The organism is Fangia hongkongensis FSC776 = DSM 21703 (genome assembly GCF_000379445.1).
In the GTDB taxonomy this organism is placed as follows: domain Bacteria; phylum Pseudomonadota; class Gammaproteobacteria; order Francisellales; family Francisellaceae; genus Fangia; species Fangia hongkongensis.
In genome coordinates this window covers 104,468-119,140 of sequence record NZ_KB902275.1, presented here as the reverse complement: position 1 = coordinate 119,140, position 14,673 = coordinate 104,468, and the positions used below count along the sequence as shown (strand labels likewise).

The window sequence follows — 14,673 nt, the reverse complement described above, 5'->3', positions numbered from 1 at the left end:
TCACGAGGAACTAGAGATGGTTATTCAGTCTTTATATACACGCATACTCACTTGGCTGATGCTAATGGTGTTTGCTGTTACGAACTATGCAGCAACGACAGAGTATCACCTATCAGCGAGNACCACAAAAGAGTCAGCNAAATCATCAGCAGTNANNNTCAAGCGCGAAGCCGTGTTGGACAAACTCACCGCTTTGGCTGCACAAAGTAGTGCCGACTCGTTTCAATCACAAGCAGGTAACCATAATCTGGGTATTGGGGTTTCAGTAAATCCTGCAACCTTGTCAATGAACCTCAATCAAAAGATCGTTGATATTAAATCAACAGCGCACAGTAACTTTAGCTTTCCCCTTAGTATTGTCTATGCACATAATTATAATAAAGACAGTGCACTGATTGGACAATATAACCTCTCTTTAAATATTCCTTACTTACAACTTCGCTCTCAATCAAAAAACACAGCATATTATAACCTCAGTACGGGAGAGAATAACTTCCCCTTTAAAGTGACACGCGATCAAAAGGGCGATATCAGCGAGATTCACTTTTTATATGAAGCACCTAATAAAGCGAGCTTTGGTTTTGTTTTTCAAGGAGATAAAGCTATTTTAACGACAAGCTCAGGGGTGAAATATATCTTTGAAAAAGGCAGCTCTCGTTATCTCTACCGCTGTACTTCCATTATCTCAGCAACCGGTGAGCCGATTTATTTTGATTACAATGGTGATGTGATTAAAGTGTTAAATGGCAAGCAGCAAATTGTTGCGGTGGTGTTTCGCTCTGGTGCCCATGTACGCATTCAATATCTTGATCACTACGGAACAGCACGTGTCTATACCATTACACAGAACACACCCAATGTGACGATTAGCAATCCATTAGGACAAAATACAACGCTCGGCTTTGATGGACATGCTAATTTAACCAATATTACTTTAGCAAATGGCAGTTATTACAGCATTCAATATGGCGTGCTTGATAAAGTAAATTACATTATTGATGGTGAAACACAAGCCGTTGATAAACAGTTTTACTATGTGAAATCATACACCCAACATATGCTGAATCGCTATAGCGAGAATAAAACGTATCGTTATTTCCCAAGTGTTGATGGCAGTAACTTTGCAGGGAATAATATCACCTGTAGTAAGGCCATCTTTGATGCGTTAAAACCCCTTCAAGACTGGATGATGCAATGTGGCTTTAGCAATCAAGTTGGACGCTATCGTTATAGTACAACTGAAGAGGTAACCGTACCGGTCTTTAATGGAACAAATATCCCCGATCAACAAACAGCACAAACGATTCGTGGGTATAATTATCTTCAGCTTCAGGATGTAGAAACAAGAAAGGTAGATGGCAAACTTGTTTCACAAGTACAAAGCATCTTTAACCCTAAAGTATTTGAAGCAACCAAGATGGCTGATTTAAGCCCATCATATAACCAACCCCTTCAAAAAATCCAGCGCATTTATGATCAAGCGGGTATTCAGGCAAGAAAGCTTGTAACAACCTTTGATTATTATAATGATACAAGCCATCATGGTGAGCTAAAGTCAATGACTGACCCATATGGTAACAGTCAAACAATCAGTTACTACTCAAGAGTAAAGGGGATTTATCAAAGCCTGCCATCAGAGCAAACCAGTTACTTATATCAAAACCCAGATGTGATCACAACACACTATAGTGCACCGCAAATACTTAGCAAAACGGTGAAAATAGGCAATACTGATTATCAGGTTGATATGCCTTATATCACACAAATCAGTAATGATTTAAATGGAACGCAAAAGTCGCAAAGTAAGCTTAACTATGATATTGATCCTAATAGTTTAGGCTTTGGATTGCCGATGAGTACAACACGGACAAGTAATGGTCAATCAGCGGCTATTGAGAACCAAGTGCATGTTCAGGCAACCCCAGAGGGTGGTTATGTTACTTGGAGTGAAAGAAAAGCGCTTAAAGAGCATACGCTCTTAGCGCCTACCCAAATGGCATCAACTAAAAAATACTATAACCAATATGGAGCACTACTTAAAACGGTTGATCCTATCACAGGGGATATCACTACTTATGATAGTCATGATGCTTTGGGAAGAGTAACACAGCTAAGCTACTATCCAGCTGGGCAAAGCAAAAACAAGCAAGTGTATCGTTATGACTATCAAGTGCTATATGGGTACAATGATGCCTCGAGCATGGCAGGTTATGCATTAACCATTAGCGAAATCACACCGACCTCAACAGCATCAGGCTATAGCATTAAGCGTCTGTATAATGCCAATGGTCAGTTGGTTCGAACCGAAGCGCAAACACAAGATCAGAAGCAGTATTTCACCAAGCAAGAGTACTATTACAACAGTATTGGTAAGCTTGATCACAAGGTGAATTACTATTATGACGAAACAGGGAAAGCACACCCAAGCGAGACGCGTTATTTCTATGATCGCAATCAAGATGTTGCAGCGGTAACCCATCCAGATGGCAGCACCAGTGTTACATTGAATGATCCGTATCATTTGAGTAAGTTTACCTATGTGATGCAGCCAACAGGAGTGCCAACAACAGATGCAAAATCACTTTGCTTTAACCCACTTGTTTCTAATGATCAGCATCGGGTATATAACACCTGTAAAGTGGCGTCTGTTTCTGTGCAATCTGCCGAAGTGCAAGATGCGGCGCCAAGTGGGAGTGAGCGTCCTATCTGGATTAAAAATGCAGCACTGAATTATCGTATTATTCTTGATCCTAACTTTCGCTATACCGATAAAACTGGACAAAAGGTGCCGCTTTATAACGCAGGCTTCCAAGGCTTTGTGAGCAGTGTGACTCAACCACTTACACTGGGTTTGGCATTAGATTATACACATCTTGCGAATTTAGCAGATCATGTAAAAGAAGGCTGTTTAAATCGCCAAAGTTGTGTTGCTGCAAGTTTTGAGGTCTCTCATTTAGATCACTATAAACGTAATGATGTGACAGAGGATTATGTCAATGGCTATATGATCAAGCGCTTTTATGATCCCCTTCAACCCGATCAATTAAATGCACAAAGCTTTTATCTACAGCAAGATGATGGCAGCTTCAAAGCGATTAAAACACAGTATTATAGCTATGATCAGTATGGCAATCGTAATAAGATTGAAATCAGCTCTGGGGACTATAATCCAAAGGCTAAAAAGACGCTTGTGGGTGTGCGCACTTACAGTGCACTTGGCTATTTGCTTAACGCAAGCACCTTGGTGAACACACAAACCAGTCAGATAGAGATTCGTTATGACCAACAAAGTGGTTTACCGATTGAAATGCAAGATGCGCTGGGTAATCGTGTACACACAACCTATGATTCCACATGGAAAAACAAACCTGCCACCATTTACTTTTATCAACAAGGTGGCACATTGGATTTCACAGTCTCTTATCTCTATACGGTGAATGGGAATCTTAAAAGCATTAGCAAATATGATCAACAAGGTGTGTTGATAAGTCAAAAGGCCTATCAGTATGACCCCCTGACACATCAGCTCTTTGAGATCAAGGTTACTGATGATCAAGGTGATACACGCACAGTATCCAATACACATAACAACTACTTTACACTACAAAGCCAAAGCTACAGTGCCAATCAACAACCAGTGTATCAAACACAGCTTCACAGTAATGCACTGGGGCAGGTGACTCAAGTGGATTATCAAGGTGTCGCGCATTTCTCACTGTCGAGTCTTTACAATCCAGATTTAAGCTTAAAAGCACGTCTTTATGATCAACGCCAAGCAATAAGCTATGAGTATAATCCATTAGGGCAGCTCATTGGGATTAATAATTATGTTAATACACAGCCTGTGCGCAGCTACCAGTATGGTTATGATCGCTTAGGACGTAAATCATTGAAAATATCCAATACAGAATCTACAGGGCAGACCACGGAGCATTATGACTACAGTCGATTATCACAATTGGTGGATTATCAATGTAGTGGTGATGGCTGCCCTCGTAATTTATTTGGTCAACCGCTCTCTTTGATTCATTATCAATACAACAACTTATTTAATACTCTCGATCGTGTCACTGAGACCCCTGTGAATCAGACAGCAAGTCAAACAATTCAATATCGCTATCAACATCAAGATCCCACCCAAGTCAGTGAGATTGACTATGCGACAAAGGGCAAAACGACGTTAAACTACGATGCAAATGGGAATGTTATTGCCATGTCCGCATTGAATCAAAAAGGCGGCATTTCACAGTATCATATGAAGTATGATGCACAGCAGAACCTTGTTCAGCTGGATCTTGATGATAAGCAAATACACTATGGTTATAATGCCTCTGGACAACAAACTCGTGAAAGTGTATCCAAAAAAGACACCCCACCACAAACTCTAAGACAATATTACTTAGGGGGGTTGAGTGAGCAGCGTTTAGAGAATAACTCTCGTTATTATGTTGCTGGAGGGAGTATCTATCAAAATCAATATCAGCGTGATGTGAGTGATGGCTTTCATCTAACAGGCAGTCTTATTGATGGGCGCATTAGTGGGGATAAGGTCTATACACCATTTGGCTTGCAAAGTGATTTACAGCAGGCACAGAAATTAGCACTCACTATTCAAAAAACCACTTTATCTTATCGTATGATGAATACCGATCAAGAGACAGGATGGCAGTTCTTTGGTGATGGTTACCGGGGGTATGATGCCAGATTACGAGTCTTTCTTAAGCATGATAGTGCTTCTCCTTGGGCAGAGGGAGGGATCAATGGTTATGTCTATGCGGATAATGACCCAGTTAACGGCTTTGATCCGTCGGGGCATGCGACAGACAAGGATGTTAATCGTATTAATAAGGCGACCACACAATATATTGAGATGACGGAGAAGATGAAAGCATTGAGTGGGATTTTGTTAATTATCTCACTGGTTGGTGGGGTGCTTTCTTCCTTCATTCCAGGCGGACTCGCCGTGCAGCTGATTGTCGGGGTGATCAGCTCTGTGATCTTGGCGGGGATTGGGGCTATTGTCACGGCAACTTATTTGCATCAGAACTTTGGGCAGCTCTTCTCAAGTGAGTTAAGTAGTAATGAGATGTGGAAGAATATCTTGATTAACTCCGCTGTCATGGTAGCAACCTTTGGGGTCGGGAGAATGATCGGCGCCGTTATTAATAAAATTAGGCGCTTGCGTATTGAAAGTAGCATTTTAAAAGAAGCAAATGCCGATCTTAGGTTTGAGAATGATGTGCTCCATTATCAAAACGCTAAGCTTGCACAAAAATATCAACAGGAGATTGAAAATAATCTTGCATTTGATCCAAGCGAATACACGGATGATGTTATTGGGGATGATACGGTTTTTGTTCATCATAGTGATGCAAGCGGACATGAAAATCAGCTTCTTTTCAATGAACATGGTAATACGATTAGTTGGCCAAGTATCGATCGTGCTGAGGCTTTGGATGCTGGATGGATGGCAGATAGGTATGATCTTGCTGTACAGCAAGTACAAGCAGAGGAAAATAAAGAAATGGCTTTAGCATTGCGTAACAAGCTTATTGCACGTGGATATAAAGCAAGAGTACTTCAGCCAAAAAGTGTGCAGCTACAGCAAAATGCCGAGATATTTGAAGAGACAACAAGGAGGCTTGCATCACAACAACAAACAAAGAAAAGAGCTTTATGGAGCATTCCACTTATTGGTGCTACAGGCATCATCATTGGTATTGGGCTGGGTGTCGGAATGAGTAAACAGCCGTGTTGAACAAGGTAAAAAGGAGCTTATCATGTATAAACTAATAAAATCTATTCTAATAGTATTGGGGCTGATGCTTGGCTCTGCCTCATATTTGCTTGCAGATTGTACACTTATCAATGCAACGAGTGGATGGACGGGGCAGGTGGCTTTTAAGTGTGACAAAACGATTGATTTAAGTAAAAGCCCTGTGAGCTTTAGTTTAAGTAATAATGTGACCATCACTTCTATGTGGGGAGTGGATGATATCAGGTTTCAGCAAGATGAAAACAAAGTGATTGTTCAAGCGTTTAAGTGGTGGCCTAAAAATAGTCCGTATATATTACCTGCGCAAAAAGTAGCTAAGATTAATTTTTCACCTTCAAATAATAATTTTGTAATCTCCAATTTTCAGGTTGGGCAAAAAAAACCGCTATCAGAGGCCGTCGTTGAAATACAGTTACCTAAAAAACCAGCGTATATTACAGATGGAAAGCTTGCTACAGTTATGATACAAAAAAATGGGCAGGTCGTCGCAGTTGTCTCTAAGCAGTCTTGGGGAAAGCTTATTTCAATCCCTGTCCGCTTTAGCGAAAAACAAGCCGATTTTACCGTTTTTGTTCCAGATTTGGATGGCAGCAAAGGTTACGCTGTCCCTGAGAGCTTTGCGCTTAGAAGTAATCAAACTCAAAAAGTTGATATCAGCTATAGAAAACCAGCACCAAAAGAAACAGGAAGCTTACAGCTAAATGTTCAGTTAAAAGGGGCAGGTGTAAAAAACTTTAAAGCCAGTTATCAGCTAAGTAAAGATCATGTGACCGTGCGACAAGGCGAGATTGATGAAGGAAGCAATATTATCAATCAGATTCCATCCTCAAAAGAAGGTGTGCAATATGTACTAAACTTGCCTGAATTTATTCAACAAGGCGTATTGTATAAACCTGAGAAGTCTCAGTACAATGTCACCGTTATAACAAATATGACTACACCTCTTAATGTTGTGTATACAGCTATGGAAGTGCCAAAATTCACTTTGTCATTTAATGTGAAAGGACTTCCTAAGGAGGCTACTGTAGATTTTTCGCTTACCTCGATTTCTGGGAGCAAAAAAAGTGTTCCTATTCATGGTGATGGCCATTATCAAATAACGCTTCCTAGAGATGGAAGTATTTGGAATATTCAAGCACCTTCGTATAATCAATATGTCGCGCAACTAAGTACAGCTAGCGTTATTGCAAACATCAAAACTCAAACGATAGAAGTGACATATAAAGAACAAGCGCCTAAAGTTGCGTTAATGCCATTTAAAGATATTTCTTATAATATGATATGGTCAACGAACCCAGCGAGCTCTAATTTAAAAGAGATTGCAGATAACTCTGGTCAATACTCCTATATATTGGCTTTTGTCACCCAAGATGCGTGGAGCAAGAGCTGCTCTCCAGCATGGGCTGGTCAGCCATCGTTAGCGCTTGATAAGAAACTGTATTTGTCAGATATAAATTACCTTAAAGCTAAAGGTGGCAAAATTGGTATTTCTTTTGGTGGAGAAAATGGTGGATCGGTTGCTAAAAAGTGTAATTTAGCTGACGTTGAAAAAGCCTATCAATTGGCAATAGAGATTTATAAACCATGGATGATTGATTTTGATATTGAAGGTGGCGCATTGTCTGATAAGGATGCCAACACAAGAAGGCTCGATGCTTTAAAAGCTTTGATGAAAACCTATCCAGATTTGCGTATTTCCTTAACTTTGCCTGCCAATATCGATGGGTTTAATCCGCTTGGATTGGCCATTATTAAAGAGGCAAAGGAAAAAGGCGTTCCAATTTATGAGTATAATATGATGACGATGGCATGGTATGCACAAAAATTGCCAGGGGATATTTCAAAAAGTGTTATTGCTGCTGTTGATAAGGGGTTGAAACAATTACAAGGTATTTTTCCATCAATAAGCAAAGAGATATTGTTATCCAAGATTCGTGTTACACCACGCATTGGTCTTGATTATGATGGCAGTGTTTTATATCCAAAAGATGCAATAGTTATTGGAAATTTTGCAAAACAACAAGCGCTTGCAGGTGTTTCATTTTGGTCTGCCGATGTAGATAGGAATCAGAATAAATCAGGAAACTGTAACCAAGGCGTAAGTCCTGATTGCTCTAGTATTAAGCAGGATCCATATGATTTTACTAAGGCGTTTCTAGCTGGCCTTAGAGAAGACTAGGTGGGTAAAGTAATCGTATTATTGTATTGAATAAAATGGGGGAGTGGAGATGTCTTTTTTTTCTCAAAAAATGGAAAAACTAAAATCTGTCGGCTATATGATTGCAGTCTTTTTAAGTCTTTATATATTGGTGTTTGCTAACCCTTTGTTTGCACAGCCGCTGACAGTCAATGTTAAAAAATCATGGGTAGCGCTACAGCTTGATTATAATGAGGTTATTGGCGGCAAATCGTATCCCGCAGAGATTAAGTTACTTCGCCCTTTAAGCTGGCTGAAAGCACATCATATTGAAAAAGTAGGAGATAAGCTTAATCTGTCTATTTCTGAATTTGGTATCAATCAAGTCAATGCGACAGTGACGCAATTAACCCCAAGCACACTTGATATAACAGCATCTAATCATTCAAAGGAAACTACACGTCCTGTGATCGGGATATTTAAGCGCTATGCCAAAACAGTGAATACCTATACCTTTCAAGATGAAAATGGCAAAGTTGAGCAAATTCATGCGACCCCAACTCATCCTTTTTATGTGATAAACAAAAAGCGTTTTATTGCTATTGATGAGTTATCCTCACAAGATCAGTTGCTAAGCGCCGATGGCAAAGAAATTCAGCTTGTTTGTCCAAAAGGAAAGCTTAGCCATTGTGGTCAGAGGTATAACAAGGATAACAAGCCCATATTGGTCTATAATATCGAGGTTTATCAAGCGCATAATTACTATGTAGGGAACTTTAAATCACTTGTGCATAATATTTGTGATGCAGAGGTTAATGCTCTGACAGAACAAAAACTATCTGACCCTATTATTAAAAAGCTGGTAAGAACAGATGTGAGTAAACTATATCGTATTGAAACAAGGTCGCCTGAAAAAATAGCTGAAGCAGGAGGCTTTACAAGACTGCGATCAGGCCCAAATCTATTACAGCCGGTATATCCAGACCATGTAATTCCTTATTCAATTTCTACCTCAACTTTAAATGATTCAGAAATAATTCTGCAAGCGTGTGAAGCTTGCTTGAACGATGTTCAATATTTATATGAAATTGACTCTGAAGGGTTACAGGTAATTACTTTTGAAGGCGCCAGTTCAAATGAATTAAGTGCAATTAATGCACCTTATGACGCAGCAGTTACGAAAGAAGCACAAGTAATCGAAAATATTCCCTTTAGTAGAATAAAATTCAAACAAGCATATCTTGGTGCTGAATATACTAGCGCACCAGCCATAAAAGACAGTTATTGGTCAAAAATTTCTTTGGAAGAAGCTAGTGCATTTGAAAATATACAGTGGGAAGATTAGTTTAGTTTTTGATTAAAGAGGTGAGTATTGTGAAATATTCTATGGCAAAAAATAAAAATACATTATTGGCAAGCTTTACATGCTTTATCTTATTTTTGAGTAGTTTTCAGGCTCAGGCCATGGATTTAGCAAGTCAGGTTGAAAACCTGCAATGGCGAGTGATTAAGCTGGAGTATATTGACACGATTAATAATAAAAAATATCCCGCAGAGATTAAGCTACTTCGCCCTTTAAGCTGGCTGAAGGCACATCATATTGAAAAAGTAGGAGACAAGCTTAATCTGTCTATTTCTGAATTTGGCATCAATCAAGTCAATGCGACAGTTACGAAATTGACCCCAAGCACACTTGATATAACAGAGTTTGATTATTCAAAGGAAACTGCACGTCCTGTGATCGGGATATTTAAGCGCTATGCCAAAACAGTGAATACCTATACCTTTCAAGATAGAAATGGCAAAGTTGAGCAAATTCATGCGACCCCGACACACCCTTTTTATGTTATAAATAAAAAGCGTTTTATTGCTATTGATCAGTTATCCTCTCAAGATCATGTTCTAAGCGCCGATGGTGAAGAAGTTCAGCTTGTTTGTCCGAAAGGAAAACTCAGTCACTGTGGTCAGCGGTATAACAAATATAACAAGCCCATATTGGTTTATAATATTGAGGTGTATCAAGCACATAATTACTATGTAGGGGACTTTAAATCACTTGTTCATAATGTTTGTTTAACTCAGCAAGTGAAGTTAGATGCTGAGTCAATTGTAAATAGTGCTCGTTATGGGCTATCTGATCGAGCTCAAATGAATGTTGTTTCAAGAGCTGAATTAGGCGGAATCAGAAGTGAAGCATATACAAATCCTCTAGGAAGAGGACTTGGCGTTAGGCGTTTTAATGGGGTAGCAGTTGATGGGCAAAGTTATAAAATCACAAATAAGGCAAGGCTGATGAAACAGCTGTCAGAAGTATATGAAAGAGAAGGTAATTCGCTACACCCCGTAATGCGTAAAAAAATCGATACTTTTATTGAAAGCAATAAAAATGAATTACGTTTATCAAGTGGCATCCCTGGTATTCATGGAGAGGTGCGAGCTGCAAATAACTTGTTTAATAAGCTGGCTAGGCATGGCATGAGTAGCACCATAACTGAAAATCTGGCCGATATTCAGATAGCAACAAATGGTGTTGGTGAAAGAAATCTCTTAATTCCTTATCCCGCATGCACTACCTGTAGAGATATTTTAAGTGGAATGAACATTTTAACAGGGGCACGATAACGGTTGAGTATAATAAAATAAATATAAAGAAATAAAAATAAGGCTTGACTCTTCTGTTTTGTTTTTTATAATGCCTCTTATATTGAGCGAGCATCGTATCCAGACACAGTGCTTGCATGTGACCTCCCCAACTGAATTAAGGAGCTAAGCATGAAAATTTCACATACTCTTCAACCACCAAGTTGCTAATTCCAGCACTATAATTTTATGTTTTGATATGGCAAACCTTTAAGGCATTAGTGTCTATTCTCTTTGCTGAAAGGCTTTGTCCTTTGCTTTTTCTGTGGCTTATATAGTTAAGAAAAAATATCAGATCATAAGATGATTCACAACTGAGTGCCATATATAGATATTATCTGATTTAAATTTAGAGTTGTTATGCCTTAGGAATTTTTTCTGAGGGGTCTTTCTAAAGAGAGAGCAGCTGATATTGATAGGCTATCTCAACACTGAAATTAAATATTAAAAGAAATAAATGGATCTATTTTTGCTTTGAAATAAGGAGGTTCTATGTATTTTTGTCGAGTATTATTATGAATATTTTAAAAATTTCGAAGAAATCAGTGCGATTAAATGATGCATTTTTTATCCTGCTATGCATTGGTATTTTGGGCTTGTCTTATTACGCTTATCTTGGGATGAATCAGGATTTTATGCCAGCACAAGGTTTGGCAAAGATTCAATTGTCTTTATTTGATTTGCCGTATTATAGTTTAAGAACTGTGATGCGTTTGATGATCGGCTTAATTTTTTCACTTCTATTTGCACTTATTGCAGGATATGGTTGTGCTAAAAACAAGCATATTGCGCGCATTTTACTGCCCATTATTAATTTTATGGAATCGGTGCCACTTCTGGGTTTTCTCACCTTTACAACGGTGTTTTTCCTCTTTTTGTTTCCAAATTCAGTGATGGGATTGGAAGCTGCGGCTATTTTTGGTGTGTTTACCAGTCAAGCTTGGAATATGGCACTTATCGTATATCAAACCGTTCGTATTGTGCCAGAGGAATTAGTTGAGGCATCTTATGTGTTTAAGCTAAATGCTTGGCAGCGATTTTGGCGAATAGAAATGCCTTATTCTGTTCCAGGACTTTTATGGAATACGATGGTGTCACAGTCTGCTGCATGGTTTGCACTTGTTGCGACAGAGGCGATTCCTGTTGGTGGTAAAGATGTTATGTTGCCGGGCGTTGGTTCGTATATTTCACTGGCGCTCACTGATGGTAATGTTACTGCTATTTTATATGCACTTGTGGCTATTGTCCTTTGCATTGTCTTATTTGATCAGCTCCTATTTAGACCATGCGTAAAATATGCAGAGCGTTTTAAATATGAGCAGATAGAGCAAAAATCAGTGCAATCATCTTGGATGTATGAGCTTTGCCTTTCTTCTTCTGTTTGTCATCATATGGGACGTGCTTTTTCATGCGCTAAATTCTATTGGATTAATATTGTTCAGCTAATGGGTGCTAAGAAGCTTTTAGATCGTATTAAGCCAAATCATACAACACAAGGGCTTTTTGTATTTTGCTGGTATGTTTGTGTTGTTAGCCTTGCTCTTTGGGCATTTCACGCGCTTTGGCAGTTTTTCCCAAGCGGGAATATGAGTTATTTATTGCCTTTAATGTGGGAGACAAGTTACAGAGTGTTTATTGCGATGGGGTTGAGTGTACTTATTTGTGTACCTTTAGGCATATGGATTGGTATTTCTCAAAAGCGTACAAAGTATTTGCAACCTGTTATCCAGATTATGGCAGCTATTCCACAACCCATTTTCTTTCCAGTGGTTGCTCTTCTACTTATGCTGGGCGGTGGAAGCTTAAGCATTTGGAGTATTCCGCTTATTATGACAGGGACTTCGTGGTATGTATTATTTAATGTAATTGCAGGCGCACAAGCTTTGCCATCAGATCTTATTGAAATGAGCCGAGCCTTTAAACTCAAAGGAGTCAAGTGGTGGTATAAATTTGCAATTCCTGCGGTATTTCCTTATATCGTCTGCGGGATTATTAGTGCCGCAGGTGGCGCGTGGAATTCAGCGATTGCAGCTGAGTTTATTTTGTGGGCAGGTAAAAGCTTTTCCATATCAGGAATAGGCGAGCTTGTTTCTGTAACCACTTCAAACAATGAGCTTCCTCAAGCAGCATTGGCCGTCTCTGCCATGTGTGTTCTTGTTGCGCTGTGTATTATCTTCATCTGGAAGCCATTGTATAAACTGGCTGAGACAAAATATAAAATTTAACATTTAAAGAGGTTGACCATGGTTGGTTTAGTTATCTCTATTGGCATTTCACAAATGACCTAAATGCATTAGCTGTAATTAAGCCAACCTGAAAATAAGGTGCTGTTATGACTGAAAGAAATTTAATTGAATGTAAGAATGTTGAGCTTAGCTTTACAAAGGGTAAAAAGGGTGTTTATAAGGCACTTGATCGCATTAATTTCACATTAAAACAAGGCGAGATTGTGGCCATTGTCGGGAAATCAGGGGCAGGAAAATCAAGCTTTTTGCGTGTGATTTCAGGGCTTATTCAGCCTGATTATGGGCAGGTTTTATATAAAGACAAGCCTGTGACTTCAGTGATTGAAGATATGGCAATGGTATTTCAAAGTTTTGCACTTCTACCGTGGCTTAGTGTGTTGGAGAATGTGTTATTTGGCATTGATGCGATGGGCGTTTCAAGAAAACAAAGTGAAAAAAGTGCGCTGAATATGATTGAAGTGATCGGACTTAAAGGCTTTGAGAAGCACCGTGTTAGTGAGCTTTCAGGCGGAATGAAACAACGTGTAGGCTTTGCAAGGGCGCTGATGGTTTCCCCTGAAATTTTGCTATTGGATGAGCCTTTTTCCTCTTTGGATATTGCCACGGCAAAAAAACTGCGCGAGGATATTTTATCATTGTGGGTCAATAAAAAGATTGCCACTCAATCCATTGTCATGGTCACGCATAATATTGAAGAGGCGGTGTTAATGGCAGATAGGGTGATTGTATTTGATGCGCACCCAGGAAGAGTGGCCTATGAGCATACTATTGATGCTCCAAGGCCAAGAGTATTAGAAGCCGATCAAGTACAGCTTGCGATTAAAACGATTACTCATATGTTATATCAGCTCGATGAGGCAAGTTTACTCTCATAGTGGGTATTAAATTTATCATGTATCCAATCAATCAGTGTTTTGACGCGTTTTAGCTGGTATTGTGCAGGTGGAGAGATCAAAGAAAGTGGCGTTTGTTCAGCATACTCTGGTAAAACCTCAATCAATTTGCCAGATTGAATATCCGCATCGACATAAAGATCCATTAATCTTGCAATACCAAGGCCACAAAGCGCTGCTTGTTTCATCACGCGCCCATTGGTGAGCTTAAGCCCATGATGACTGACATCAATCATTTGCTTATTTCCTTTTGTACTGAAGTTCCATTGACTAATGCTGCCATAAATAACAGGTAAAGCGCGAAGTTTTGTAGGTGTGATGGCATCAGGGTATTTGTCAAAAAAAGAGGGGCTGGCAACGAAACGTGTGGTTACTGTACGCAAAGTTCTTGCAATCAATGAAGAGTCTAAAAGTGTTCCCATTCTGACAACAATATCATACTGTGTACCCAGTAAATCAACATGTGTGCTGGAAAAATCAAGGTGTATTTGAACATCTGGGTGTGCCATTTGAAACGCAATGATAATAGGTGCAATCACTTCCTCTCCAAGGATACCACCGACGCTATTGATGCGAATAACCCCTTGAAGTGAGCTGGTCTCTTGTGTCGCGAGCTCATCTGCAAGCATTAGATCTTTAAACGCAGCTTTACAGCGTGTGTAATAGGTTTGCCCAATTTCTGTTAAGCGTATCTGTCTTGTTGTTCGGTGTAATAGCTGAGCTTTTAAGTGAGTCTCTAGCTCATGGACCTGTTGACTTAAGTTGGATTTTGAGGCACCCAGTTTTTCAGCCGCACGAGTAAAGCTTCTCTCTTCGGCAACATGAATAAACGCATAAACTCCGCGCCAATATATATTGTTCATCTTTTCATAACAGTATTTTTATTTTATAGCTATTTATAAGTATAATCACAAAAGGTAGACTAGATCCAACATTCAATGGATGTAAATGTAAATTTATGATCTAGAATGATAAAGCAAA

Annotated in this window: 7 protein-coding genes; 6 read left to right on the top strand and 1 reads right to left on the bottom strand. The window is 39.2% G+C overall.

The genetic code is table 11. The features are described from left to right. The first annotated feature begins 16 nt into the window (after positions 1 to 16). From A37Q_RS0114205 to A37Q_RS0114180, 6 genes are all read left to right on the top strand, one after another. Positions 17 to 5,758 carry an RHS repeat-associated core domain-containing protein gene (locus A37Q_RS0114205; RefSeq protein WP_018300960.1) on the top strand — a complete coding sequence of 1,914 codons (5,742 nt, stop codon included), beginning with the start codon at positions 17 to 19 and terminating at the stop codon, positions 5,756 to 5,758. Between the two features lie 22 nt (positions 5,759 to 5,780). Then, positions 5,781 to 7,955: a glycoside hydrolase family 18 protein gene (locus tag A37Q_RS0114200; RefSeq protein WP_018300959.1), complete on the top strand. Its 2,175-nt coding sequence runs from the start codon at positions 5,781 to 5,783 to the stop codon at positions 7,953 to 7,955. A 49-nt stretch (positions 7,956 to 8,004) separates the two neighbouring features. Beyond that, complete coding sequence (locus tag A37Q_RS0114195; RefSeq protein ID WP_018300958.1) at positions 8,005 to 9,258, top strand: Hint domain-containing protein; 1,254 nt, start codon at positions 8,005 to 8,007, stop codon at positions 9,256 to 9,258. Between the two features lie 29 nt (positions 9,259 to 9,287). Beyond that, a complete protein-coding gene (locus tag A37Q_RS0114190; RefSeq protein ID WP_154648735.1) occupies positions 9,288 to 10,535 on the top strand; it encodes a polymorphic toxin-type HINT domain-containing protein in 1,248 nt (415 codons plus the stop codon). A 533-nt stretch (positions 10,536 to 11,068) separates the two neighbouring features. After that, the gene (locus tag A37Q_RS0114185) at positions 11,069 to 12,778 is read left to right on the top strand and encodes an ABC transporter permease subunit (protein ID WP_018300956.1); all 1,710 of its coding nucleotides are present in this window, start codon (positions 11,069 to 11,071) and stop codon (positions 12,776 to 12,778) included. Between the two features lie 107 nt (positions 12,779 to 12,885). Continuing rightward, the gene (locus A37Q_RS0114180) at positions 12,886 to 13,674 is read left to right on the top strand and encodes an ABC transporter ATP-binding protein (RefSeq protein WP_018300955.1); all 789 of its coding nucleotides are present in this window, start codon (positions 12,886 to 12,888) and stop codon (positions 13,672 to 13,674) included. On the opposite strand, the gene A37Q_RS0114175 is transcribed toward A37Q_RS0114180, so the two are convergent. After that, the gene (locus A37Q_RS0114175; RefSeq protein WP_018300954.1) at positions 13,644 to 14,555 is read right to left on the bottom strand and encodes a LysR family transcriptional regulator; all 912 of its coding nucleotides are present in this window, start codon (positions 14,553 to 14,555) and stop codon (positions 13,644 to 13,646) included. The genes A37Q_RS0114180 and A37Q_RS0114175 overlap by 31 nt on opposite strands. Between the last annotated feature and the right edge of the window lie 118 nt (positions 14,556 to 14,673).

Excerpts from the sequence above, each read along its gene's own strand:
- A37Q_RS0114200 (WP_018300959.1), top strand. The coding sequence starts at position 5,781 with ATGTATAAACTAATAAAATCTATTCTAATAGTATTGGGGCTGATGCTT.
- A37Q_RS0114195 (WP_018300958.1), top strand. The coding sequence starts at position 8,005 with ATGTCTTTTTTTTCTCAAAAAATGGAAAAACTAAAATCTGTCGGCTAT.
- A37Q_RS0114185 (WP_018300956.1), top strand. The coding sequence starts at position 11,069 with ATGAATATTTTAAAAATTTCGAAGAAATCAGTGCGATTAAATGATGCA.
- A37Q_RS0114180 (WP_018300955.1), top strand. The coding sequence starts at position 12,886 with ATGACTGAAAGAAATTTAATTGAATGTAAGAATGTTGAGCTTAGCTTT.
- A37Q_RS0114175 (WP_018300954.1), bottom strand. The coding sequence starts at position 14,555 with ATGAACAATATATATTGGCGCGGAGTTTATGCGTTTATTCATGTTGCC.